Source organism: Actinacidiphila glaucinigra (assembly GCF_900188405.1).
Lineage (GTDB): Bacteria > Actinomycetota > Actinomycetes > Streptomycetales > Streptomycetaceae > Actinacidiphila > Actinacidiphila glaucinigra.
Window position 1 is genome coordinate 99034 of the sequence record NZ_FZOF01000024.1, and the last position, 23327, is coordinate 122360.

Sequence of the window (23327 nt, forward strand, 5' to 3'; positions counted from 1 at the left end):
GCCGTCCACCTCCGTCATCGGCTCCCACCGTACCGGCACAACGAGCCGGGCACGCCGCGCGTGCCCGGCCCGTGATGGCCGGCCGCTCAGGAAGCGGGCTTGCCCGGCGTCGCGGGCTTCTTGGCCGCGGGGGCCTTCTTCGCCGTGGGGGTCTTCTTCGCCTGGCCGTCCTGCGCCGGGGACGGCGCGTGGGCGGGGGCCGGAGCCGGGGCCGGAGCCGGGGCCGGAGCCGGCTTGGTGTCCGAGACCGGTGCCTGCCGTGCCGCCGGGACGGGCTCCGGCTCGATCGCGACGGCGATGTCCTCGACCTGCTCGGCGGCCTCGCCGCGCCAGGTGGCGACCGCGTCCTTGCCGCGCTCGGCGAGGCCGTCGTACGCCTCCTTGGCGCGGACCGCGTACTCGGCGGCGCGGCCCACCTGCTGCAGCGCGAAGTCCTGCGCGGAGTCGCGCAGCTTGCGCAGGTCGCCGTCGATGGTGCCCAGGAGGTCGTTGACCTTGGCCTGCGCCTTGGTCTGCGCGTCCTTGGCCTGCGCGGTCACCTTCTCCTGCACGGCCTTGGGGTCGGTGCCGCGGATCTTCTCGATCCGCTCGGGGGCCTCGGCGCGGATCTTCTCGATCAGCGGCGGGACCTCCTTGAGCTTCTCGGCCGCGAGGTCCGCGGTCCCGGCCAGCGCGTACAGCGGGGTCGGGTCCTTGAGGGTCTTGACGATGTCTTCGGTGATCGCCATGAGGGTTTCTCCCGTTTGAGGATGGTGGCGGGTACGCCTGTTGGATCGTTCGTTCCGCGCGACCGGGCGCGGCCGGTCACCCGGCGGCCGCGGCGTCGCCGCCGCCACCGCCGCTGCCCTGTCCGGCCGGTCCGGACGCGTTCGGCTTCAGCACGGCGACAGCCTTCTTCGCCGCCTTCTTCGCCGCGTGCTCGCGCGGCGCAGCGGGCTGCTCGTCAAGAGCTTCCTCCACTGCGGCGTTCTCCTTGCGGAACGACTCGTAGATCTGCACGAGGACTTGCTTCTGCTTCTCGTTGATCGCCGTGTCGGCCAGGATGGCGGTCCGTACCTCCATCCCGTCGCCCTGGTCCCGCTCGTCGAGGATCCCGGCCTGCACGTACAGGGTCTCGGCGGAGATGCGCAGCGCCCGGGCGAGCTGCTGCAGGATCTCTGCGCTGGGCTTGCGCAGCCCGCGCTCGATCTGACTGAGGTAGGGGTTGGACACCCCCGCGGCGTCGGCGAGCTGACGCAGGGACAGCTGCGCGTTGCGGCGCTGCTCCCGCAGGTACTCGCCGAGGGTGCCGACGTTCAGTGAAGCCATGACTCCGAGGATGCCGCGCGGTGCTAACTTTTGCAAGCAAGGTGCTTGCAAAAGTCTCGTTACGGTCGTGTGACCCATCCCTCCGGCCCGCCACGCGCGCGCCCGCTGTCGGCGCCCGCGCGCACAATGCCTGCGTGGACCTGCGACCCGAACTGCTTCCGCCGCCCGTCGGCCCCAAGCGACTGGCCGAGCTCGCCCGTGAGATCGAGCGGATCGAGGACCTGGCCGGGTCCGGCGAACCGGCGGACCAGGCCGTGGCCGCGTTCAACGAGCGCACGGGCCACGACTACCTGCTGTCCGACTTCACCTGCTACGACGCGTCGCGCGGTCTGGAGGAGTTCGCCCGCGAGGCCGCCCGGCCCGCCCGGCCGCGGGTGGCGGACATCACGCGCGAGGAACTCGTCGAGATCGTCCGCCGCGTCGAGGCCGATCCCGCCGGCGAGGACACCGACTACCACCTGCTGCTCCTCGACTGCAACACCCCGCACCCCCGGGCCTGCGACCTGCTCTTCCACCCGCCGGCCGGCCTCGAGGACGCCCCGCCCGAGCGGATCGTCGAGGCGGCACTCGCCTACCGCCCGATCGCCCTGTGAAAGAGCCCGGGCGGCCGGTTGACCTTGACCTTGGGGCAGGCCGCAGCATCGGAGCGGCCGGGCGGTGTGCCCGGCCCGAGGGAGGGAGCCCGCCATGGACTCGCTGACGATCGGGGCGTTCGCGAAGGCGTCCCGGCTGTCGCCGAAGGCGCTGCGGCTGTACGACGAGCTGGGGCTGCTGACACCCGCGCGGGTCGATCCGCTGACCGGCTACCGCCACTACGCGCCCGCCCAGCTGGAGCGCGCCCGGCTCGTGGCCTGGCTGCGGCGGCTGGGGATGCCGCTGGCCCGCATACGGGAGGTGTGCGCGCTGGACGCGCCCGCCGCCGCGCGGGAGATCCGGGTGTACTGGGCGCGGACCGAGGCCGCGCACGGCGCCCGGCGGGACCTGGCCGCCTTCCTCGTCGATCACCTGTCCCGGAAGGACTCCGCCGTGAACGACGCGAACCACCCCCTGGAGCTGCGCTGCGCCGCCCTCTCCGACGCCGGCCTCGTCCGGCCGGGCAACCAGGACACCGCCTACGCCGGCGAACGGCTGCTGGCGGTGGCCGACGGCTTCGGCGGTGAGGGGGCGCCCGCGGGCGCCGCCGCCGTCGACGCGCTGAAGGAGCTCGACGCCGGCACCGCCCCGGGCGGTCTGCTGGACGTGCTGCAGGACGCGCTGGACCGGGCCGACGAGACCGTGCGCGGTTTCGCGGACTCGGGCACCACGCTCACCGCGCTGCTGTGGTCCGGGGAGCGGCTGGCCCTCGTCCACATCGGCGACTCGCGGGCCTACCTGCTGCGCGAGGGCGGGCTCTTCCGGATCACGCACGACCACACGATGGTGCAGTCGATGGTCGACGAGGGCCGGCTGACCGAGGCCGAGGCCGTCTCGCACCCGCAGCGGTCGCTGCTCGTACGGGCGTTGGGCTCGGGCACCCGCCCGGCCGGGCGCCTGCCCGACCTGCGGCTGCACGATCCCCGTCCCGGCGACCGCTACCTGCTGTGCACGGACGGCCTGTCCACCGTCGTGCCGGACGAGGAGCTGCACCGGGTCCTCGCCTCCGGCGCCGGACCCGGGGAGGCGGTGCGCGCGCTGGTCGCGCTGGCCAACGCCGCCGGCGGTCCGGACAACGTCAGTTGCGTGGTCGCCGATGTACATGAGAGGGCCACGGCGGCATAGTCCCGACCCATGAGCGATGAATGGTTTCTGCAGACGGGCCACGGGGTGCGCTTCGAGTGGGGACCGGAGGGCGCCCGGCGGGTCGGGGCGCACGTGGCCTGCCTGGTCGTCGTCGACGTCCTGTCCTTCACCACCGCGGTGACGGTGGCCGTCGAGGCGGGGACCGCGGTGCACCCGTACGCCTGGCGCGACGCGACGGCGGCCGCGTACGCGCGGCGGGTCGGTGCGCGGCTGGCCGTGGGGCGGCGGGAGGTGACCGAGCGCTCGCCGTGGTCGCTGTCCCCCGCCGCCCTGCGCCGTGCGCCCTTCACCCCGCGGCTGGTGCTGCCCTCCCCCAACGGGTCGGCGATCGCCGCCGCGGCCGGGGAGGCGGCGACCGTGGTCGCCGCCTCACTGCGCAACGCGAGCGCCGTCGGCGCGTGGCTCGCCCGGCACGGCTACGGCGTCCGCGACCGCCCCGTCGCGGTGGTCGCCGCCGGCGAGCGCTGGCCCGACGGGACCCTGCGCCCCGCACTGGAGGACCTGCTCGGCGCCGGGGCGGTCGTCGCCGCGCTGCGCGAGCGCGCGCCCGCGGTGACCCCCTCCCCCGAGGCGCGGACCGCGGCCGCGGCCTTCACCGGGACCCCCGACCCCGCCGCCGCCGTCGCGGCCTGCGCCTCCGGGCGCGAACTCAGAGGCGGCGGCTTCCCCGAGGACGTCGCGATCGCCACGGAACTCGACGCCGCCTCGGTCGTACCCGTCCTGTCCGGGGGAGCCTTCTCCTCGCGGCCCATTGCGGACCGGAACTGACCGCAAGGGTGCGTACCGTCGAAGACATCGAGGACGCCGGAGGACCGGCGCCCGAGGCCAGGACCCACGACCAAGGGGAGCGCGCGATGCCGACGGTGGTACGGAACGAGACGGGTGAGCGGGACGCACTGCTGGCGTACCTGGAGGCGCAGCGCGGCGGGGTGCGGCGCGCGGTGCTCGGCCTCACCGACGAGCAGGCCTCCTCGCGGCCCAGCGTCAGCGAGATGAGCCTCGCCGGGCTGGTCAAGCACGTCACCAGGACCGAGGAGTCCTGGGTGCAGGGCCTGCTGCTGGGCCACGAGGACAAGAAGGGCACCGAGGCCGACTACCTCGACGGCTTCCGGCTGGTGGAGGGCGAGACCCTCGCCGGCTGGCTGGAGGAGTACGCGAGGACGGGGCGGGAGACCGAGGAGGCGATCCTGGCGCTGCCCGACCTGGACGTCGTGGTGCCGCTGCCGGACGCGCCCTGGAACCCGCCGGGCATGAAGGTCAGCGCCCGCTGGATCCTGCTCCACCTCATCGAGGAGACCGCCCGGCACGCCGGGCACGCGGACGTCATCCGCGAGTCCCTGGACGGCCGGACGGCCTTCGAGCTGGTCGCCGAGGCGGCTCAGCAGGGCAAGCCGATGGGGTGACCGATCACGCCCCCGTGGCCACCGGTTCCTGCAGCTCCGTCACCCAGGTGTCGGGATGCCCCTCGCACTCCAGGTACAGCTCCCGGGGGTAGCCGAGGGACCGGTGGCCGTGGGCGTCGATCCAGCGGGCCAGCGCCTGCTCGGAGCGCAGGACGTCGTCCATGGAGCCGCGGTGCACGATCGTCGCCGCGCTCTGCAGCCCCGGCAGGTCGACGACGGCGAAGTCGTACCCGCCGTCCGGCTCGACCGCGACCTGCAGCCCCGCGTGGACGAGGATCGCGCCCTCTCCCTCCGGGGCGTCCTCGTAGTACGCGATCCCCGGCCCGGCGGGGCGCACGCCCGCCGCGTCCAGCCGCCGGCACAGCTCGTCGTACAGCGGCTGGATGACGGGCCCGATCTGCGCCGGCTCGAACCCGGCCGCGGTCGCCGTCAGCTCCGCGAGCCGTGCCGCGGGCACCCGCTTGATCACCACGTCGTCGGTGGACATCCGTCCCTCGCTCTCGATCGTCCGGAGCCTCGCCTCGACGCCCGCCAGCCGGGCCGCGTCCGCGGCCATCGCCGCCGCGAGCTCGGCGCGGCGCAGCCGCAGCATGCCGCGCAGCTGCTCCGCGCTCACCTCCTCGTCGAGGATCGACCGCACCTGTTCGAGCGTGAAGCCGAGGCCCTTGAGGGCGATGATGCGGTTCAGCCGGGCGAGCTGCCCGGCGGCGTAGTGGCGGTAGCCGGTGGCGGGGTCGACACGGTCGGGGCGCAGCAGTCCGACGGCGTCGTAGTGACGCAGCATGCGGACCGACACGCGGCCGTGCCTGGCGAAGTCTCCGATTCCGAACATGACGTCTCCGAGTCCACCGCCTCACACGGTGTGAGGGTCAAGCGGTGTGAGGGTCAAGCGGGACGGCGATGCCCCGGCGCGCGGTCGGCGCCGGGGCATCGGGGGGGCGAGCGGGGTCAGCCGCGCAGCTCGGCGGCGACCAGCTCCGCGATCTGGACGGCGTTGAGCGCGGCGCCCTTGCGGAGGTTGTCGTTGGAGAGGAAGAGCGCCAGGCCGTGCTCGACGGTCTCGTCCACCCGGATCCGGCCGACGTAGGAGGGGTCCTTGCCCGCGGCCTGCTGCGGGGTGGGGATCTCCGACAGCTCCACGCCCGGGGCGGCGCCCAGCAGCTCGTACGCGCGCTCGACGCTGACCGGACGCTCGAAGCGGGCGTTGACCTGCAGCGAGTGCCCGGAGAACACGGGCACGCGGACGCAGGTGCCGGACACCTTCAGCTCCGGGATGCCCAGGATCTTGCGGGACTCGTTGCGGAGCTTCTGCTCCTCGTCGGTCTCGAAGCGGCCGTCGTCGACGATCTTCCCGGCGAGCGGGACGACGTTGAACGCGATGGGCCGCTGGTAGACCGCGGGCTCGGGGAACTCCACGGCCTCACCGTCGAAGGCCAGCTTGGTCGCCCGGTCGGCGACCTTGCGCACCTGGCCGTCGAGCTCGGCGACACCGGCCAGGCCGGAACCGGAGACCGCCTGGTAGGTGGTGGCGACCAGCGCGGTCAGCCCCGCCTCCTCGTGCAGCGGGCGCAGCACGGGCATGGCGGCCATGGTGGTGCAGTTCGGGTTGGCGATGATGCCCTTGGGGCGGTTCGCGATCGCCTGCGGGTTGACCTCGGAGACGACCAGCGGGACCTCGGGGTCCATGCGCCAGGCGGAGGAGTTGTCGATCACGACCGCGCCCGCGGCAGCGACCTTCGGGGCCAGCGCCTTGGAGGTGGCGCCGCCCGCGGAGAACAGCACGATGTCGAGGCCCGTGTAGTCCGCGGTGGCCGCGTCCTCGACCGTGACCTCGCCGTCCTTCCACGGCACGGTGCGCCCGGCCGAACGGGCCGACGCGAACAGCCGCAGCTGCTCCACCGGGAAGTCGCGCTCGGCCAGCACCTTGCGCATGACACCGCCGACCTGGCCGGTGGCTCCGACGATTCCGATCCTCATCCGGTCTCTCCGATCAGTGCGTACGTACGGTCCCGAGTATCCCCCGATGCGGCGAGTGCCCGGAGTGCCGACCCGAGGGACGGGCGCCCCGCGGGCAGCAGCGGCAGTCGCACGTCGGGGCTCGGGATGCGTCCCTGGACGTGCAGCACCGCCTTGATCACCGCGGGGTTCGGCTCGGCGAAGAGGGCGGCGGCAAGCCTCGCGAGCGCATGCCCCTGTTCCGGATCGTGGAAACGGGCCAGTTCCACCCACCGCTCGGTGGCCAGGTGCGCGGAGGCGGCGATCGCCCCTTCGGCGCCCAGGGCGAGCAGCGCCGGAGCGAAGACGTCGTCCCCCGCGTACAGCGGCACCTCCCCCACCAGCAGCACGGTGTCCTGGTCGATGCCGCCGACGGCGTGCTTGAAGCCCACGACCCCGTCGATAGCGGCGATCCGGCGCACCGTGTCGGCGGTGAGGGCGAGCCCGGTGCGGTAGGGGATGTTGTAGACGACCAGCGGCACCGCCGACGCCCGGGCCAGCGCCTCGAAGTGCGCGACGACCCCGTCCTGGGAGGGCCTGACGTACGACGGCACAGAGACGAGGGCGGCGTCCGCGTCGAGCTGCGCGAGCTCGGCGGCGGCCCTGCGGGTGTCCGTCCCGCCGGCGCCCACGGTGTACCAGAGCCCGCGCTCCCGGCACACCCGCCCCACGGTCTCCCGGACGACCGCCTTCTCGGCCTCGTCCAGCATCGCCGCCTCGGCGGTCGTCCCCAGCGCCACCAGCCCGGCGACGCCCCCGTCGGCCACCTCGTGCGCCAGGCGCTCCAGGGCGCCGGCGTCCACGCGGCCCGCCTCGTCGAAGGGGGTGATGAGCGGTACGTGAATACCCATGCCTTTGAGCGTGGGGCCACAGCACCCTCAAGGTCCAGTTAATAGTCCTTCATCGCACCGGTAAGCAGTGCTGCACGAAGGCGTATCCCCTAGCCTCGGGCCCCATGAGAGACGACCGGTACGAGATCTCCGACGACCCCGCCCGTGTGGACGCCGCCCTGGTCCACCACTGGCTCTCCACCGACGCCTACTGGGCCCTCGGCCGCCCCCGCGCCGTCCAGGACGCCGCGATCGCCGCCTCCCTCAACTTCGGCGCGTACGACAGGGAGACCGGCACCCAGGTCGCCTGCGCCCGCGTCGTCACCGACCACGCCACGTTCGCCTGGCTCTGCGACGTCTACGTCACCCCGGCCGCCCGCGGCCGCGGCCTCGCGACCGCCCTCGCCACGACCGCCCGCGACCACGTGGAGGGGCTGGGCGTAAGGCTCGTGCTGCTGGCCACGCACGACGCGCACGGGGTGTACAAGAAGGTGGGCTTCACCCCGCTCGCGGAGCCGGGGCACTGGATGTCGTACGGGTTGTGAAGCCCGCCCGGGACGCCCGGGACCCTCTTGAGCCCCGGCGGCGCCGCGGTCGTCGCGCACGTTCAGACGGTGGCGTCGCGCCTGAGCCCGATTGCCTCGTTCTGCTCGGCGTCAAGAAGCACGGGGTCGACGGATGAGATGGTGTCGGGCCGAGGATCCGGGCCCGCACCACTTGCCGTCCGCATGTCCTCCGTCTTCCTGGCCAGGTCTCCGTACTCCCCCAGCCAGCGCAGGAGTTCCTCCTGGATCTGCTCGGGAGTGGCCACGGTCCGCAAGCCCACGTGACGCAGGCCGGTGCCGTCCTCGCCGCGCCGGGCGCGGGTGAGGGCCGCCGCGATGGACGTGACGGCGTGCGTCACCGCCTCGCGCAGCTCCGGTCCGCCCTCAGCCCAACTGACCGTCATCGCCCCGCGCATCACGTCCGTGTAGACGGACTGGACCCGCTTGTACGCGAGGTAGCGGGGAAGATCACGCCCCACCGCGTCAGACGCCCCCGGTGAACTCTCCCCCACGGCCTTCCGCCAGCCCCGGACCATCTGCCGTTCCTGCCGGCGGGGGTAGCGCATCAGGTGGAGGTGCGTGGCGAGGTCGTAGAGCGGGTCACCGATACGGGCGAGCTCCCAGTCGATCGTCCACAGTTCCCCCGCACCGTCGACGACGAGGTTTTCGCGGTGCAGGTCACCGTGCAAGAGGGCGAACGGGCGCCTGGTGAGCCCTCCCAATTCCTCGGGGAGCGCTTCCAGAAGGCTTTCCGGAATCGCCAGCGCATCAAGAAGCGGATCGAGTACCGGCCTCTTCTCGCGATAGACCCCCCGGGTGTGACCGATCAGGTTTTCCAGAAAACTCGTACTGTCGTCACCACCGAAAGGAAGGTGCCCCGGCTCGGCCGGTCCGTTCCCGCAGACACGATCCGCGTGGACACCTGCCGCATCGATCGACACCAACGACCCGAAAAATTGAATCAATTTTTTTCTGTAGCGCCGGGGGACCGACTTTCCCGGAAATGTCAGGTCTCCGAGAGTCCTGCCTTCGATGAATTCAATGAAGGTCACACCGGCTGGAGCGTCCACCAGTTCGCTCACATCGACGACCTTGGGAACGCACGGAACCCGCCCGCCCAATTCAAGGACCAGCTGCTCCTCCGACGCGAAGCACCTGTGGTCGTACCAGAAGACGCGATCCCGTGGTTCGCGCAGCTTCAGCCACCTGAACCTGGCGCCGAGCGGCGTACCGGGATCCAGGCGGACGGCATATGCCTCGTGATGGTGCCCTTTGAGTGGGCCTACCACCTCGGTGGCGATTCGCGACGCGAACTCGCGGGTAGGGCTGGTCACGGGATTCCTCGAGGATCAGAAAAAGGGAAGCGTATCCCTCTCTCGACGCGCATGGGGCTGAACCCCACCGCATCTTTATTCACTTCCAAGCCCCCCAGCCCCACCAAACTATGCAAGCCGCACGTCGCACAGGCCGAGACGCTGCATAATTATTCCTGAAGGATCTCATCTAAGCGCCCCCCGAGCTAGCCTGAACGATGGAATCCCTCGAAATCGGTGAACCGGGACTTCCGGCGCGAAACGGCTGCGGTCAGTGGGGCTCGCCGCTGGCCGAGTGCGTCCGGCATCGGCCACGGACTTCGAGCCAGGCCGCCCGGATCTCGTCAAGGTGTTCAACGATCGTCCCGCGGTAGCCCTTGCGCAACTCCTGGTTGTCGTCGACATGGGGGTTCTCGAAACCGAGGAAGCGCACGTCCGCGCTCTTCGCGGCTTGCACATCGGCGGGCGAATCGCCGATCATCAAGCACCGCTCGGGGTGGGCCAGTCCAAGTCCCCCGATAGCACGCTCGATGCATGCGGGGTCGGGCTTCAGCAGGAGCGGGTGCCCCTCGGCCATGTTCCGCCGGCCGTACACATGCAGGTCGAACAACGGATCCAAGCGGTGCCTGGCCAGGCAGGCGCGAACGGCCTTCTCGGAGTTGTTCGTGGTTATGGCGACCGGTATTCCCTCAATCTTGATGGCCTTCACCAGCACCGCCGCGCCGGTCGTCATCACCGCCTCCTCGGCACACTCCTCCTCCAGTGACGTGAGTGCACCTTCGAGGAGGGCGACGGCCTCGAAGTCCGGCCACGTGCGCGCAGCCTCGCGAAGGATGTCTATGGGACTGTGCTCCTTTTCGGGACGTACGGCCGGCAGCCTTTCGCGATCGATGAATTCGCGCAATTGCTCCGCGACCCGCTCCGCTCCCTTCGGCGCAAAAAGATGGCAGAGTGGACCGTCGAAGTCGAACAGCACACCCTCGACGTCGGCCAGCAGGGCCCGGAGGTCGCTTTTCATCCGCCACTCGCGATCAGAAGTCACCCAGTGAGTTTGAGCGCCCGCAGGGGCCTTGGCCAGAGGGCCGCGACGCGAACACCGCATCGACGACTCACGGCAACAAACCCATCACGTCCTGCATCCGCGAAACAACCCGCTTGGCATTTGCCTTAGTCATCTCGCGTCTCTTGCGTGCACTCTTCGCATAGCCGACAAAATTGACGCCGACTTGTCGTGCGGCCTCGGCGTCCCGCCACGAATCCCCCACGAACAGGCAGCGTTCGGGCTTCGTGCCGAGCTGTTTCACTGCTTCTCGCAGCATGAAGCCATCGGGCTTCATGAGCCGGGCGTCATCGGGGCGGCCGACGATCGGCCCGTCGAACAACTCCAGCAGATGCGTGGCGAGAAGGACGTTGCGAATCGCCTCCCACCCATTGTTGCTGACGACCCCGAGGTGCAGGCCCCGGGCCCGCAGGCCGCGCACGAGGTCTGCCGTACCAGGTGTGACGGTCGCGGATGCGGCCGCCACGACCTCCTCCTTCGCCAGGAGGGCGTTCAGTTCGGCACTCACCTCGCGCGCGTTGCCGCCGGACCCCGTGGCGATCTCCCACAGCAGCCCGTGCGGATCATCCGTGCCGGCCAGTTCCGGCGGGAGCAACGACAAGTCGCCGAGCCGTGCCTTGAGCCGTGAGGCGGCGACAGACGCGGGATGCCCCGCGAAGAGGCGGCAGATCGGACCATCGAAGTCCAGCAGGACACACTCGATGCCGACGGATGTCAGGCGGGCTTGGCTAGCCTCGTCCACAGGGAGTTGAACCACTCGTGAGAGAGTTCCACACGTTCCCGTGGCTGCGGGTAAAGCTTGGCCCCGACACCCAGGACGTCATGGATTCTGATGGTCGCGTCGTCGACGTTGATGAGGTTGTCCGTGACGACGTACATGCCGTCGAGGGCCAGGTCACCGTTGATCAGATAGAGCTTGTGCAGTGGCGTGACCGGGACGAGTCGCACTTCGACCCTGACTTCGGGAACGGCGCCTTGGCCGACCAGGTTCTCCAGGTTCCTCAGGGCCCGGATGTGGATCGCGGACAGGCTGCTGAGCCGCTGCATGGGGCGCTCGTCGTCGATGTCCTCGACGTTGCGCGGAATGGCCAGCCGCACATCCGTACGCGGCAGCAGCAGGCGCAGGTGGATCGATGACGGACGGATCTCCCCGCGGATGATCCGTTTGACCTGCTGCACGATGGCCGCGTTGAGGGACTCGGCGGTCAGGCAGTACGCGTCGATCGTGACCTGATCCGCCTCGAAAGCCTCCGCGATGGCGTCGTCCAGCTCAATGCTGCCCGCTTCGGCGGTCGCCGTGGCGTTCCCGTTGATGTGTGCGTCGGCGGACTTCCGCCAGTCGCGGGCGAAGACGCCCTTGCCCTGGGCCGACTCCACGTAGCCTCTGCCCTCGAGCGCCTTGATCGCCTTCTGGACGGTGGCACGGGAGACGTCGAAGCGGTCCACCAGCTCGGCGTGGGTGGGGAGTTGATCGCCCGCCGCGATGGCCCCGCCCTCGATCTCGTGGCGCAACGCATCGGCCACGCGCTCGTATTCACGCCTGGCCCCGCCGACGGTGCGGTCGTTGCTCACGTGACCCACACTACAGCTTCACGCCAGGCAAGTGGAGTTGACTGCATGGAGTTTAGGGATCTGCAGTCAGCGGCAACATGACCGTAGAGGAGTGCAGTCAACTGGTCCGACCGACAGTCAAGTTGGTCCAGTTGGCGCCACCGGGGGCCGCAGCCTCTCCGTCCCGACGACGCGCCGGGGATGGCCGCGGGTGACAGTGCAGCGCCATGTCGCATCGCACGCATCAGCATCAAGCTTCCGCTTCTGCCCCACCGCCGACCCACGGGTCAAATCTGCCCCCTCCGCGCTCTACGCGCGGAGGGAACGATCCCGCGCGCCTCGAAGGAGTGAATCGCTATGCCCGCTCTCGCTCTCTGCGCCTTCGCGTTCGAGCAGCTCGTCCAGTGGCGGTACGGCGCGGCCGGCGCCTTCGCCGTCGGACTGTTCACGGTGGGCCACAAGGCCCGCAACACGACGTTCACGTGCGTCGGACTCGCGGTGATCGCGCTGCTGCTGGCCCAGTAGGGCCGGTGCGGCAGCGGACCCGCGCCTTTCGGTCGGTCACCTCGGAAGGGGGTGGGTCATGCTGTGGAGTCATGTCCTGGCGGCGCTGCTGGAGCAGTACCTGGCCTGGCAGTACGGGCCGTTGATGGGGCTGGGCGTACTGCTGGTGGCCGCCGGGCTCAGGGCGCGTTCCGGCTATGCGATGTGCGTCGGCGGGGTACTCGTCCTCCTGGTGCTGGTGTCCTACGGGCACCGGTAGCGACGGCTAGAACGTGTCGATCGGCCAGGGCTTGCGCGCCGTACGGAACAGCGCGTCGACGCGGGCCGCGCCGCCCGGGCGGGATTCCGTGACGCCGCCCGTGACGGTCAGGCGGGCCGCGGACTCGTCGCCGAGGTAGAGGGAGGCGAGGGCGGCGGCCGTGAGGGAGACGTCCGGGGCGGCGGAGGGGGCCGCCTCGGCGGTGGCGGTGCCGTCGGCGGCGGCTTCGAGGCGGAAGCGGCCGGCCGCGTACCCGTCGGGGTCGGCGACGTCGAGGACGGCCGAGCCCGGGGCCGCGTACGTACGGGCCGCCAGCGCCCGCGGCACGTCGAGCAGCCGCAGCCACAGGAAGTCGCTGGTGGAGTGGACGTGGGCGGCGCGCGGGTCGTCCAGCAGCAGCGGCAGGACGTCGTCCTGGCCGCGGAAGCCGGTGCGCACGGTGGCGACCCAGTCCATGGCGAGCATGTAGCGCCACAGGGCGCGCTCGGCCTCGGGGGTGGCGGCGATCAACTCCCGCACGGTGAGCGGGACCTTCGGGAACATGCCGTGCCAGGTGTCCTCGGCCGTGTACGCGGCCAGGCCGTCGACGCGTCCGGAGGCGTCCCGGTAGAGCACGAAGGTCGGTTCCTTCCAGGGGAAGGAGGGGTTGATCACCGTCCCGGTGGCGTACTCCCAGTTGCGCTCGGTGCGGTTGATCGCGCCGGGATGGCGCAGCCGCACCCGGTCGTGGAGCAGGGGTCCGAGCTTGAGGACCTCGGACGGGTCCGCCAGGTCGATGCGGCCGCTGTCGGACGGCGCCCCCTGGGGGCGGCCCGCGCGGGCGGTGTCGACCTCCCACTCGGTGACCCCGGCGGCGGGGCCGAAGCCGAAGCGGCCGTAGATCCGGTACTCCGCGGCGACGAGGATCGCGACCGGCTCTCCTCGGCGCACGGAGGCGTCGAGTTCCGCGGCCATCATGCGGGAGGCGAGGCCGCGTCGGCGGTGCGTGGCGGTGACGGAGACATTGGTGATCGCCGAGGCGGGCAGCACCGCGCCGCCTGGCACGGTGAGTTCACGGGGCATGCTGCGGAACGTGGCCACGCAGCGGCCCTCGTCGAAGGCGCCCTGGGTGCGGTCCAGGTCCGTCTGGGAGCGGCGGAGGCCGATCTCCTCCTCGGTCACCGACGGGGGCCGGTGAAACCCGGCCTTCGCGGCGCGCAGCCAGCCGGGGAAGTCGTAGTCGCCGATCGTACGGACCTCAAGGCTCATGCCCCGCACGGTAGGCGGAGCTCAGCCCCGGGCGCATCCCGTTTTCGCCGAGCCGCGGTCAGTCGCCCGCCAGCAGGTCGTCGACCCGTGCCTCGCCCTCGCGGTAGCGGCGGGCGATCTCGGTGCTGCAGCCGTCGACCGTCCGCTGCAGGGACTGCCGGCAGCGCGAGACCTGCTGCTCGTTGCGGACCAGCCGGCCCATCGCGTCGTGGAGTTCCTGGTCGGTGCGGGCCTCCAGGTCGGAGAGCTGGACCTCGGCGAGCATCTCCTCGGCGAGCTGCCGGTAGCGCTCGCTGTGCGGGGTGCCCAGGGTGACGTGGCGGGCGGAGGAGCGGTGCCGGGACGGGGTGTCCGTGAGGATCTCGGAGAGCCGGTCGAGCACGGGGGCGTCCGGGGCGGTGCGCCGGGCGAGTTCGGCCCGGAGGATGTCGATCCGGCCCTGGAGGAGCCGCCGCAGATAGGAGAGGTCGGCCTCCTCCAGCTGGGCCTCGCGGCGCGCGGTGCGCAGCCCTTCGAGGGTGAGGCCGGCGAAGTCGGGCTGGGGGGTGCCGGCGGTGAGGGGGGAGCGCGGGCCCGGTGCCTTGAGCATGCGATCGCCTTCCGCCGTGCCGGTCGTGATGCTGTGCTTCATCGCTGTCCGTCCCCTCGTCCCCCACGTCGGGCAGATATCGATCGTGCCACCGAGTAACTGCGTCGCGCAGGCACCTGCACCCGAACGGCGGCTCCGGACAGTTGTGCGTGAGTCCAAGCGGGCGTACGGCCCGGGTGCCGCGCGCCCCCGCCGAGCCGGGACAATGTCGGCATGCGTGCGGTGGCCCAGCGGGTGAGCGAAGCGAGTGTCGTGGTGGACGGCGAGACGGTCGGGGAGATCGCCGGTCCCGGCCTGTGCGTGCTGGTGGGGGTGACGCACGACGACACGGAGGAGAAGGCGGCCCAACTGGCCCGGAAGCTGTGGGGGCTGCGCATCCTGCCCGGGGAGAGGTCCTGCTCGGACATCGCCGCGCCGCTGCTCGTGATCTCCCAGTTCACCCTCTACGGTGACGCCCGCAAGGGGCGCCGCCCCACCTGGAACGCGGCGGCGCCCGGCCCGGTCGCCGAGCCGCTGGTGGACGAGGTCGTGGCGCAACTGCGGTCGCTGGGCGCGCACGTGGAGACGGGCCGGTTCGGAGCGGAGATGAAGGTCTCGCTCACGAACGACGGCCCGTTCACGGTCGTGCTGGAGATGTAGGGCGGCTACGGTTCGACGACGGTCTCCTGGCTCGCCGCCGTCCCGTCCGCCAGCAGCGCGGCGTCCACGGGCGTGTTGCGCTTGATCACGGCGAGGGCGATCGGGCCCAGCTCCCAGTGCCGGGCGGAGGAGGTGACGGTGCCGACCGGGCGGCCGTCCGGCCCGTCGGCGGCGAGCCGCACGGGGGTGCCGTGGCCGGGCAGCTTGACCTCGCTGCCGTCGAGGTGGAGGAAGACCAGGCGGCGCGGCGGCCGGCCGAGGTTGTGCACCCGGGCGACGGTCTCCTGGCCGCGGTAGCAGCCCTTGTCGAGGTGGACGGCGGTGTCCAGCCAGCCCAGCTCGTGCGGAATGGTGCGGTGGTCGGTCTCCAGGCCGACCCGCGGCCGGTGCGCCTCGATCCGCAGCGCCTCCAGGGCGAGCACGCCGACGGGGCTGCCGACCTGCCGCGCGAGGTCCTCCAGTTCGCCGCGCGGCACGAACACGTCGCGGCCGTGGGGGACCTCGCGCACCGGCCAGTCCGCGGGGACGGCGGCGATGCTGCCCGCGGGCAGGTGCACGACGGCGTACTCGCCGGTCCGGTCCGAGACGTCGACCTGGTAGAAGAACTTCATGCTCTCCAGGTACGCGATGAGCTCGCCCTGTGTGCCGGGCTCGACGTGCATCCAGGTGGTCGCGCCGTCGTCGACGAGGTAGAGGGCGTGCTCGATGTGGCCGTGCGCGGAGAGGATCAGCGCCTCGGTGGCCCGGCCGGGCGGGAGGTCGCTGACGTGCTGGGTCAGCAGCAGGTGGAGCCACGCGAGGCGGTCCTGGCCGGTGACGGCGACGACGCCCCGGTGGGAGAGGTCGACGAATCCCTTGCCGTCCGCCAGTGCGCGCTGCTCGCGGAAGAGGTCTCCGTAGTGTGCGGCGACCCCCTCGTCGGGGCCTTCCGCGGGGACGGCACCGGGGAGCGACAGCAGGGGACTGGTCGTTGTTTGGCGCTGCATGCCCACCACCCTACGTCCGGTTACTTGAACCCTCAGGCGTTCGGGGCTTCCCCGCGCAGTCCGCGCAGCGACCGAAGATCGCGAAGTGCTTCATGTCGGTCTCGAAGCCGTACGCCTCGCGCAGCCGCGAGGTCAGCGGCTCTGCGACGGACACGTCCGCCTCGATGACCGACTCGCAGTCCCGGCACACCAGGTGGATGTGGTGGTGCCGGTCCGCGAGGTGGTACGTGGGGGCGCCGTGCCCGAGGTGGGCGTGGCTGACCAGGCCCAGCTCCTCGAGGAGCTCCAGGGTGCGGTAGACCGTGGAGATGTTGACGCCGGAGGCGGTCTTGCGCACCTCGGTCAGGATGTCGTCGGGAGTGGCGTGCTCCAGCGTGTCGACCGCCTCCAGGACAAGCTGCCGCTGCGGCGTCAGCCGGTAGCCGCGCTGCCTCAGATCGCTCTTCCAGTCCGTGGTGACCACGAGGACAGTCTAGGCAGGGAAAAGGGGGATCACGGAGTCGTGATCCCCCTCGGGCAGCCGTACGGGGCCGCCGGGCCCGCTCGGCGGCGGGCCGGGCGGACGGCTCAGCGGAAGAAGGCGATGCCGTCGTCCGGGAGGTCCTTGAGGTCCTTCGCCCACTCGCTGGGGTTGACGACCTTCTTCAGGTGCGCCGACATGTAGGGGCGGAGCGGCACCTCGGGGGTGGCCTTCTCGCCGACCCACATCAGGTCGCTCTTGACGTAGCCGTACAGGCGCTTGCCGCCGCTGTACGGGGGTGCGTCGCCGAGCCGGGCCACGGCGTCGGTGACGAGGTCGATCTGCGGCTTGGCCTCGGCGAGCTCGCCGTACCAGATCTCGATGACGCCGTCGTCGCGGGTCATGGTGATCTCGACCTTGCGGTCCTTGTCGATGCGCCAGAAGCCGGACTCGCTCTCCAGCGGCTTCACCGGCTTGCCCTCGGCGTCCAGCACCCAGGTCTTGGAGGTGTACTCCAGGAACGGCCGACCGTCGTGGCCGAAGATCACTTCCTGCCCGAAGTTGCACTTCTCGGCGCCCGGGAAGTCGAAGACGCCCGCGCCCTCCCAGGTGCCCAGGAGGAAGGCGAGGGGGACGAGGTCGGGATGCAGGTCGGAGGGGATCTCGATCATGTTCAGCGCTGTCCCTGGTAGAGCTTCTTCACAGCCAGAGCGGAGAACGCGATGACGCCCAGGCAGACCAGGACGAGCAGGGTGTCGAAGAAGAACTCGATGGGGCTCACGAGCGTGCTCCTCGGGCAGGCGCGGACGGTCGGCGGCCCGGTGGGGCCAGTACGAGTCTAGTGGGCGGGTACGGGCGCGGCCGCGCGAGGTCCGCGCGCCGCGCCCGTACCCGGTGTCCCGCCCTCGTCCCGCCGGCGGCCCGGGTCAGCCGAGCAGCTGCGCCTGGAGCAGCACGGTCTGGTGGAACGGGACCGCCGACTGGGTCCCGCGCTTCTCCATGTGGACCACGGCGAGGGTGTCCCCCGCGGTGATGTACGCGGCGCGCAGATGTGTGGCGCCGCGCGGCGCGGCCTCGTTGTACGGCGAGACCATCTCCCCCTTGGGAACGGCCGAGTCGTCGTCGCTCCACGCGGTGTCCGTCCCCGGGTGGGCCGCCTGCGCGAAGGCGGGGGGGACGATCAGCTCGTTCCTGACCCGGGTCGTGTACGGCTTGGTGGCGAACTGGACGAGGTAGATCTCGGTGCGGGTGCCGTCGGGCATGGTCCAGGCACGTGCCGCGACGTGCCGGAGCGTGTTGTCCTCCAGCAGCGCGCGGAACTTCTTGCGGACGCCCTCCGGGTAGATCTCCACGAAGTCGGCCGTCGGCAGCCAGCCGCCGCGGTCCGGGAACGACGTGTCCCTCTTCGCGCCGCTGGGCACGGGGGGCAGGAGCGTCCGCAGGTCGGCGTGGTGCCGGCCGGCCGGGTTGTCCCTGTCCATGGCACCGGGCTGTCCGGCGGGCAGCTTGGGCAGCTTCAGCGCCGGGTACGTCCAGCGCCCGTCGTCCGGGGTCTCCAGGCCCGGGATCTCGGTCCGCTCGGGCTGCGTGACGGCGTACGCCGCGGCACCGCCGAGCACCGCGAACACCACGACGGCGGCGGTCCAGCGAGCGGCGGCGCGCAGGCCCCGCCGATCGCGCAGCCGCTTCCGCGGGACGGGCGTCACGGCCTCGGCGGGGGTGGCCTCGGCGGGCATCGACTCCGCGACGGGCTCCGCGACGGCGGGCCCGGCGGGCTCCGCCGGGGTGTCCGACGTCGACGCGGCCTCCGCGGTCACGGGTTCGGACGCGTCGTTCCCGGAAGGCGCGGCGGCGGGACCGGCGTCCGGGAGGGTCTCCGCCGCCGGGGCGCCGGCCTGCGCCGGGATCTTCTTCACGTCGTCGCTCTGGGTCTGCTCGGTCATGCGGCCTCTCCCGGGTCCTGCACGCGGTCGAGCTGCTCCTTGAGCAGGTCGGCCGCCTCGGTCTTCCGCAACGGCGACGTGCCGGTCACCGACATGCGGATCAGCAGATCGCCCTCGGTGGCCTGACACATCATGCTGTCGAGCTTCTGGCCCGGCTCCTTCGGCGGCAGCACGCAGCGCGCCTTGTCGTGGCCCGCGATCTTCGGGCCGTTGCGGAAGACGCCGAGGGCCTTGGTGAAGGCGGTGAAGAACTCCGTGCCGGCCTTCGCGGAGCGCTTGTTCTTCATCTGGACGATCTGGGTCTCGACGAAGAACCTCGCCTCGTCCTCGCGGTAGGTGCGCATGCCCATGCCCTGGATGTGGAGCCCGGCGACCGCCTTGCGCACCAGGTCGCGCTCCTTCTTGGGCACGCCGCCCAGGTCGCCGCGCATCAGTTCCTCGGCCCGCTCGGCCGAGAGCTCGGCGTCGTTGCCGAACTCGGCGATGTCCGGCCCCAGGGAGTAGCCGTCGGGCACCGGGAGCAGCAGCTTTCCGAGCGCGCCGTAGTGGCTGCCGCCGGACTGGGTGCCGTACTCGCCCGTCTTCTTCGGCTCGGGGGCCTTCCAGGTCTGCGCGCTCGCCTTCTTCCCGTCGTCCTTCTGGTGCTGGAGGACGGCGAAGCCGATGCCGCCGCCCGCGACGACGGCGACCAGTGCGGCGGCCACCCCCAGGGCGACGCCGCGACGGCTCCTGCGGGGCGCCGGGGCGTTCTCCTCCCCGGTCGGGGCGGGGGCGTTCGCCGGCCCGTCGACGGTCCCGGGTCCGGGCACCGTCCCGCTCGCCGTCTCCGCCGGCGTCTCGCTCACCGTCTCGCCTGCCGTCTCCGTCCGAGGCTCCGCCGGCGTCGGTTCGGTCACGGCGGGAGAGATCGTCTCGTCGTTCACATGCGCTCCCACTGCCGCTTGGCCACAGCCTTGATCGTGGACTCGCTGATCGGCCGCCCCGAGGACATCCAGATGTCGATCATGACGTTGCCCTTGCGGGCCAGGGCGCGTGCCATGTGGACCGGCAGGTAGCCGGCCTTCTCCTCGGAGTAGACCCAGACCCTGCCGTCGCGCGTGCCCGGGATGGCGGAGCCCGCATAGCCCGCGTACTTCTTGGTCGGCATGTACTCCTGCTGCCCCTCCAGCTCCAGGGGTGTGACCGCCATGTACTCGTCGCGGAACTGCACGAGGCGGATCTCGGTCGTGGTCGTGGAGGATCCCGAACCGGTCTTCCACGTTGCCGCGGCCAGCCGCCTGAAGTCGCCGTTCAGGAGGTCCCCGAAGATCCAGCCCGGGTCCTTGAAGGTGTCGGCGTAGTCGTAGAGCGAGACCCAGCCGTCCTCGCCGTACGGGACGGTCCAGTCCTTGGCGCCCTTCGGCCGCTTGAGCAGCAGCTTGCGCAGGTCCCCGTCGGAGGTGACCAGCGTGTCCTCGGCGGCCGTCAGCGGCTTCGCCGCGGGGGCGGCGCCCTTGGGCTGCACGAGCTTGTGCTGGGCCAGCGGGGGGAGCGGGGTCTCGGGGCGGTCGTACTGGATCTGGTAGCCGGCGCCGGCGCCCGCCAGGACGCCGAGGACCGCCGCGCAGGCGATCAGCAGGGTGGTCCGGCCGCGTTTGCGCGGCGGGCGGACGGGGGGCCCGTCCGGAACAGGGGTGTCCTGTTCCGGGACGGGGGTGTCCTCGGACAAGGGGTTCTCCACTGGGGTGTTCGTGGGTGGGTGCGGACGGCGCGCGGGCCGGTCCGTACGTTCGGTGTGCGGCTCAGCGGCCGGTCTTCAGACGCCGGTACTGCTTGTCGAGGAGCCGGGCGAGCAGGTCCTTGCCGGGGGTCTTCGCCCCGGTGACGGAGAGGGTGATGTGCACGTCGCCCTGGTGCGACAGGACGATCACCGAACCGGTGCTCTCCGCGGAGGAGGACGACAGCCGGTAGGCCTTGGCGGGGCTGCCCGACGAGGGCAGCGTGATCCGGGTGCCCTGGTAGTAGAAGGCGTTGTAGTAGGCGGTCGCGGAGCCCTCGTTCGCGAAGCGGACGAGCTGCGCGGAGACCTCGTAGTCGCCGTCGCCGGTGAGATAGGTCCGCTGGGCCGCCGCCTTGAAACCGTGGGTGGCCAGGGCCTGCTTCACGTCGGCGGAGTCCGCGACCTCGGAGCGGGAGAGCTCCGTGCCCTCCTCGTCCCCGTAGATCTCGGCGTCCGCCGGCGGGGCGAGCAGGAAGTAGCGCAGGTCGCCGCGGTGCCTGCCGTCGTCCACGGTGCCCTTGAGGGTGCGGGTGGGCGAGGGCGTCGACGTCGGGCCGGTGCTCGGGGACGCGGTCGGCGACGGCGTCGCGGGGTCGGCCGTCTCCGGATCCCGGCTGCTCGGCGCGGCCCCGCCGGGGAGCGCGGACGCGGACGGCGACGAGGACGAGGAGCCGAACGCCACGACGGCCCCCGCGGTCAATGTCGCGAGCACAACAAGTCCGACGATCGTGGCGATCACGACGCCGGTACGCGAATCGGTACGCGCTTCCACAAGCCCCCCCGGGCAGAAATCCGCGGCCGGCGCGCTGATCGCGCCCACGCGGCGAACGCATTATGCCGAGCGTCGGTAAACGCTCTCAATGTTTTTCCCGTGAGACGGGCCACCTTAGGGTATAGGGCATGGCGAAGAAGCTCGTGATCAAGGTGACCGCAGGTGCGGACGCCCCCGAACGCTGCTCCCAGGCGTTCACCGTGGCGGCGGTGGCCGTCGCCAGCGGCGTGGAGGTGTCGCTCTGGCTGACCGGTGAGTCCTCCTGGTTCGCCCTGCCGGGACGGGCCGCGGAGTTCGATCTGCCGCACGCCGCGCCGCTGCCCGACCTGATCGAGGGGATCCTGGCGGGCGGGCGGATCACGCTGTGCACGCAGTGCGCGGCGCGCCGGGACATCACGGAGAAGGACGTCCTGGAGGGTGTCCGGATCGCCGGTGCGCAGGTCTTCGTCAGCGAGGCCATGGCCGACGGCACGCAGGCCCTCGTCTACTGAGAGCCGCCGCCGGGGGGACACGGACGTGTCTCCCCGGGCGTCAGTGCTGGTCGCGGTGGTCGTCGCGGCGGTCCAGCTCGCGCCACCACTCGTCGGAGGTCGGGTCGCCGGTCTCGTCCCACCAGCGCTCGTCCGGGCCCCTGCGGTTGGCCACGACGGCGGCGATCGGCGGGATGACCATGGCCACCACGCACATCCCGACGGCCACCGGCACCGACCACAGGCGCACGAGACTCCACGCCAGGACGAAGAGCAGAACGCAACTGCCCATCATGGCGTAATACCAGCGACGACGACGCCTCGTGGACACCCTTCCACCGTACGACCCGAAGGGCCGCACTCCCACTCGGTGGCCCGGTGGAAATGCGGCCCTTCGCGTTCGGGCGGCCGTCGGGTCAGACGGCGATGGCGACCTCGGTGAGGTCGCCCCGCTGTGCGACGACGGCACGGTCCACCGTGGCGCCGGGCACGAGGGCGCGCAGCGTCCACGTGCCGGGGGCCGCGAAGAAGCGGAACTGGCCGGTCGCCGAGGTCGGGACCTCGGCCGTGAACTCGCCGCCGCCGTCCAGCAGCCGGACGTAGCCGGTCACCGGCTCGCCGTCGCGGGTCACGGAACCCTGGATGATCGTCTCGGTCGCCACGTCGATGCCGGCCAGGTCCGGGCCGCCTGCCTTCGCTCCACACATGGTGCTGATTCCTCCGGGTCGGGGTCTCGGGGGCTTACTTGGCTGCGCCGAGCTCGATCGGCACGCCGACGAGGGAGCCGTACTCGGTCCAGGAACCGTCGTAGTTCTTGACGTTGGGCTGGCCGAGCAGCTCGTGCAGCACGAACCAGCTGTGCGCGGAGCGCTCGCCGATGCGGCAGTAGGCGATGGTGTCCTTGGCCAGGTCCACGCCCTCGCCCTCGTACAGCTCCTTCAGCTCGTCGTCCGACTTGAAGGTGCCGTCGTCGTTGGCCGACTTCGACCACGGGATGTTCCGGGCGGTCGGGATGTGGCCCGGGCGCTGGGACTGCTCCTGCGGGAGGTGGGCCGGGGCGAGCAGCTTGCCGGAGAACTCGTCGGGCGAGCGCACGTCGACCAGGTTCAGGCTGCCGATGGCGGCGACCACGTCGTCGCGGAAGGCGCGGATCGAGACGTCCTGGGCCTTGGCCTTGTACTCGGTGGCCGGGCGGGCGGGGACCTCGGAGCCGTCGACCAGGTCGCGGGAGTCCAGCTCCCACTTCTTGCGGCCGCCGTCGAGGAGCTTGACGTCCTGGTGGCCGTAGAGCTTGAAGTACCAGTACGCGTAGGACGCGAACCAGTTGTTGTTGCCGCCGTAGAGGACGACGGTGTCGTCGTTGCCGATGCCCTTCTCCGACAGGAGCTTCTCGAAGCCGGCCTGGTCGACGAAGTCACGGCGCACCGGGTCCTGGAGGTCCTGCTTCCAGTCGATCCGGACGGCGTTCTTGATGTGGTTCTTGTCGTACGCCGACGTGTCCTCGTCGACCTCGACGATGACCACCTTCGGGTCGTCGATCCGGGCCTGGACCCAGTCGGCGTCCACCAGGACGTCACTGCGGCTCATTGCTGTCTCCTCCGGGGCAGTTGCGGATGTCTCGGCGCACGGACGGGTGCGCACGGGTGCCGGGCTGCGCTGCACGGGCGCGTCACGGCGTTTGCGCGGGGAAGGACGGGGCGGCGTGCGGCGCCGGAAGACGGCGCGGGGGCCCCTAGGGGACGCGACAGAGCATGGCGGCGACACGGCACAGGTCGACTGCCCGCCGCTTCGTGAGGTCCGCCTGTCGCTTCATGGGCTCGATCGTAGGGAAGGGGACCGGCCGGTGTCACCGCCGGTCCGCATAGCGAGAAAAGATTGTCCGTACTTCGGGATGAACAGCGGGTACCGGGTGGG

The 23327-nt window shown here is 71.4% G+C and carries 31 protein-coding genes; 9 read left to right on the forward strand and 22 right to left on the reverse strand.

Features of this window, described 5'->3' with window-relative positions:
* Positions 1-86 precede the first annotated feature (86 nt).
* Positions 87-728, reverse strand: a complete 642-nt coding sequence (locus CHF15_RS33430; protein ID WP_089227662.1) for a hypothetical protein — start codon at positions 726-728, stop codon at positions 87-89.
* A 76-nt stretch (positions 729-804) separates the two neighbouring features.
* Positions 805-1308 (reverse strand): helix-turn-helix domain-containing protein, encoded by a 504-nt coding sequence (locus tag CHF15_RS33435; protein WP_089227663.1) that lies wholly within the window; start codon positions 1306-1308, stop codon positions 805-807.
* A 134-nt stretch (positions 1309-1442) separates the two neighbouring features.
* Between CHF15_RS33435 and CHF15_RS33440 the strand changes: the two genes are divergently transcribed.
* The 4 genes from CHF15_RS33440 to CHF15_RS33455 all read left to right on the forward strand — a co-directional run bounded on the left by CHF15_RS33440 (position 1443) and on the right by CHF15_RS33455 (position 4490).
* A complete protein-coding gene (locus tag CHF15_RS33440; RefSeq protein WP_089227664.1) occupies positions 1443-1901 on the forward strand; it encodes a bacteriocin immunity protein in 459 nt (152 codons plus the stop codon).
* 94 nt (positions 1902-1995) lie between these two features.
* The gene (locus CHF15_RS33445) at positions 1996-3066 is read left to right on the forward strand and encodes a MerR family transcriptional regulator (RefSeq protein ID WP_089227665.1); all 1071 of its coding nucleotides are present in this window, start codon (positions 1996-1998) and stop codon (positions 3064-3066) included.
* Positions 3067-3075: 9 nt separating this feature from the next.
* On the forward strand, positions 3076-3855 hold the full coding sequence (locus tag CHF15_RS33450) for a 2-phosphosulfolactate phosphatase (RefSeq protein WP_089227666.1): 780 nt from the start codon (positions 3076-3078) through the stop codon (positions 3853-3855).
* An 86-nt stretch (positions 3856-3941) separates the two neighbouring features.
* Positions 3942-4490: a DinB family protein gene (locus CHF15_RS33455; protein ID WP_089227716.1), complete on the forward strand. Its 549-nt coding sequence runs from the start codon at positions 3942-3944 to the stop codon at positions 4488-4490.
* A 4-nt stretch (positions 4491-4494) separates the two neighbouring features.
* Here the strand turns inward: CHF15_RS33455 and CHF15_RS33460 are convergent, their stop codons facing one another.
* From CHF15_RS33460 to CHF15_RS33470, 3 genes are all read right to left on the reverse strand, one after another.
* The gene (locus CHF15_RS33460; RefSeq protein ID WP_089227667.1) at positions 4495-5322 is read right to left on the reverse strand and encodes a MerR family transcriptional regulator; all 828 of its coding nucleotides are present in this window, start codon (positions 5320-5322) and stop codon (positions 4495-4497) included.
* Positions 5323-5438: 116 nt separating this feature from the next.
* Positions 5439-6467: an aspartate-semialdehyde dehydrogenase gene (locus tag CHF15_RS33465; protein WP_089227668.1), complete on the reverse strand. Its 1029-nt coding sequence runs from the start codon at positions 6465-6467 to the stop codon at positions 5439-5441.
* Positions 6464-7336, reverse strand: a complete 873-nt coding sequence (locus tag CHF15_RS33470) for a dihydrodipicolinate synthase family protein (RefSeq protein WP_089227669.1) — start codon at positions 7334-7336, stop codon at positions 6464-6466. Before CHF15_RS33470 ends, CHF15_RS33465 begins: the two co-directional genes overlap by 4 nt.
* Positions 7337-7440: 104 nt before the next feature.
* Here CHF15_RS33470 and CHF15_RS33475 point away from each other — a divergent pair, with 104 nt between their 5' ends.
* Complete coding sequence (locus CHF15_RS33475; protein ID WP_089227670.1) at positions 7441-7860, forward strand: GNAT family N-acetyltransferase; 420 nt, start codon at positions 7441-7443, stop codon at positions 7858-7860.
* Positions 7861-7922: 62 nt separating this feature from the next.
* Here the strand turns inward: CHF15_RS33475 and CHF15_RS33480 are convergent, their stop codons facing one another.
* The 4 genes from CHF15_RS33480 to CHF15_RS33495 all read right to left on the reverse strand — a co-directional run bounded on the left by CHF15_RS33480 (position 7923) and on the right by CHF15_RS33495 (position 11805).
* On the reverse strand, positions 7923-9194 hold the full coding sequence (locus CHF15_RS33480; RefSeq protein ID WP_089227671.1) for a phosphotransferase: 1272 nt from the start codon (positions 9192-9194) through the stop codon (positions 7923-7925).
* Positions 9195-9444: 250 nt separating this feature from the next.
* On the reverse strand, positions 9445-10215 hold the full coding sequence (locus tag CHF15_RS33485) for an HAD family hydrolase (RefSeq protein WP_179280082.1): 771 nt from the start codon (positions 10213-10215) through the stop codon (positions 9445-9447).
* 67 nt (positions 10216-10282) lie between these two features.
* Entirely contained in the window at positions 10283-10975 is a 693-nt protein-coding gene (locus tag CHF15_RS33490) for an HAD family hydrolase (RefSeq protein ID WP_179280083.1), read from the reverse strand.
* Positions 10948-11805 (reverse strand): winged helix-turn-helix domain-containing protein, encoded by an 858-nt coding sequence (locus tag CHF15_RS33495; RefSeq protein WP_179280084.1) that lies wholly within the window; start codon positions 11803-11805, stop codon positions 10948-10950. The genes CHF15_RS33490 and CHF15_RS33495 overlap by 28 nt, the downstream gene beginning before the upstream one ends.
* Before the next feature lie 336 nt (positions 11806-12141).
* Between CHF15_RS33495 and CHF15_RS45195 the strand changes: the two genes are divergently transcribed.
* Together CHF15_RS45195 and CHF15_RS33500 are read left to right on the forward strand one after the other, a co-directional pair.
* On the forward strand, positions 12142-12309 hold the full coding sequence (locus CHF15_RS45195) for a hypothetical protein (protein ID WP_179280085.1): 168 nt from the start codon (positions 12142-12144) through the stop codon (positions 12307-12309).
* A gap of 58 nt (positions 12310-12367) precedes the next feature.
* The gene (locus tag CHF15_RS33500) at positions 12368-12547 is read left to right on the forward strand and encodes a hypothetical protein (protein WP_089227675.1); all 180 of its coding nucleotides are present in this window, start codon (positions 12368-12370) and stop codon (positions 12545-12547) included.
* Positions 12548-12553: 6 nt separating this feature from the next.
* On the opposite strand, the gene CHF15_RS33505 is transcribed toward CHF15_RS33500, so the two are convergent.
* Together CHF15_RS33505 and CHF15_RS33510 are read right to left on the reverse strand one after the other, a co-directional pair.
* Complete coding sequence (locus CHF15_RS33505; protein WP_089227676.1) at positions 12554-13795, reverse strand: GNAT family N-acetyltransferase; 1242 nt, start codon at positions 13793-13795, stop codon at positions 12554-12556.
* Positions 13796-13853: 58 nt separating this feature from the next.
* Positions 13854-14384, reverse strand: a complete 531-nt coding sequence (locus CHF15_RS33510) for an RsiG family protein (protein ID WP_037731813.1) — start codon at positions 14382-14384, stop codon at positions 13854-13856.
* 213 nt (positions 14385-14597) lie between these two features.
* On the opposite strand from CHF15_RS33510, the gene dtd reads away from it, so the two are divergent.
* Positions 14598-15023 carry a D-aminoacyl-tRNA deacylase gene (dtd, locus tag CHF15_RS33515; protein ID WP_089227677.1) on the forward strand — a complete coding sequence of 142 codons (426 nt, stop codon included), beginning with the start codon at positions 14598-14600 and terminating at the stop codon, positions 15021-15023.
* A gap of 5 nt (positions 15024-15028) precedes the next feature.
* Here the strand turns inward: dtd and ygfZ are convergent, their stop codons facing one another.
* From ygfZ to CHF15_RS33555, 7 genes are all read right to left on the reverse strand, one after another.
* Positions 15029-16009: a CAF17-like 4Fe-4S cluster assembly/insertion protein YgfZ gene (gene ygfZ, locus CHF15_RS33520; RefSeq protein WP_089227717.1), complete on the reverse strand. Its 981-nt coding sequence runs from the start codon at positions 16007-16009 to the stop codon at positions 15029-15031.
* Positions 16010-16019: 10 nt separating this feature from the next.
* Positions 16020-16472 (reverse strand): Fur family transcriptional regulator, encoded by a 453-nt coding sequence (locus CHF15_RS33525; RefSeq protein WP_089227678.1) that lies wholly within the window; start codon positions 16470-16472, stop codon positions 16020-16022.
* Between the two features lie 104 nt (positions 16473-16576).
* Positions 16577-17140, reverse strand: a complete 564-nt coding sequence (locus tag CHF15_RS33530; RefSeq protein WP_089227679.1) for a heme-binding beta-barrel domain-containing protein — start codon at positions 17138-17140, stop codon at positions 16577-16579.
* A gap of 255 nt (positions 17141-17395) precedes the next feature.
* Positions 17396-18412 (reverse strand): hypothetical protein, encoded by a 1017-nt coding sequence (locus CHF15_RS33540; protein WP_089227680.1) that lies wholly within the window; start codon positions 18410-18412, stop codon positions 17396-17398.
* Positions 18409-19257, reverse strand: a complete 849-nt coding sequence (locus CHF15_RS33545; RefSeq protein ID WP_143681699.1) for a hypothetical protein — start codon at positions 19255-19257, stop codon at positions 18409-18411. The genes CHF15_RS33540 and CHF15_RS33545 overlap by 4 nt, the downstream gene beginning before the upstream one ends.
* Before the next feature lie 74 nt (positions 19258-19331).
* Positions 19332-20120 carry a hypothetical protein gene (locus CHF15_RS33550; protein ID WP_143681700.1) on the reverse strand — a complete coding sequence of 263 codons (789 nt, stop codon included), beginning with the start codon at positions 20118-20120 and terminating at the stop codon, positions 19332-19334.
* A gap of 73 nt (positions 20121-20193) precedes the next feature.
* Positions 20194-20943: a hypothetical protein gene (locus CHF15_RS33555; RefSeq protein ID WP_143681701.1), complete on the reverse strand. Its 750-nt coding sequence runs from the start codon at positions 20941-20943 to the stop codon at positions 20194-20196.
* 128 nt (positions 20944-21071) lie between these two features.
* Between CHF15_RS33555 and CHF15_RS33560 the strand changes: the two genes are divergently transcribed.
* The gene (locus CHF15_RS33560; protein ID WP_089227684.1) at positions 21072-21434 is read left to right on the forward strand and encodes a DsrE family protein; all 363 of its coding nucleotides are present in this window, start codon (positions 21072-21074) and stop codon (positions 21432-21434) included.
* A gap of 40 nt (positions 21435-21474) precedes the next feature.
* Here the strand turns inward: CHF15_RS33560 and CHF15_RS33565 are convergent, their stop codons facing one another.
* The 4 genes from CHF15_RS33565 to CHF15_RS46775 form a co-directional block, all read right to left on the reverse strand.
* On the reverse strand, positions 21475-21708 hold the full coding sequence (locus CHF15_RS33565) for a hypothetical protein (protein WP_018559649.1): 234 nt from the start codon (positions 21706-21708) through the stop codon (positions 21475-21477).
* A 121-nt stretch (positions 21709-21829) separates the two neighbouring features.
* A complete protein-coding gene (locus CHF15_RS33570) occupies positions 21830-22120 on the reverse strand; it encodes a DUF1416 domain-containing protein (RefSeq protein WP_089227685.1) in 291 nt (96 codons plus the stop codon).
* Positions 22121-22154: 34 nt separating this feature from the next.
* The gene (locus CHF15_RS33575; RefSeq protein WP_089227686.1) at positions 22155-23000 is read right to left on the reverse strand and encodes a sulfurtransferase; all 846 of its coding nucleotides are present in this window, start codon (positions 22998-23000) and stop codon (positions 22155-22157) included.
* Positions 23001-23145: 145 nt separating this feature from the next.
* On the reverse strand, positions 23146-23226 hold the full coding sequence (locus CHF15_RS46775; protein WP_354797803.1) for a putative leader peptide: 81 nt from the start codon (positions 23224-23226) through the stop codon (positions 23146-23148).
* Between the last annotated feature and the right edge of the window lie 101 nt (positions 23227-23327).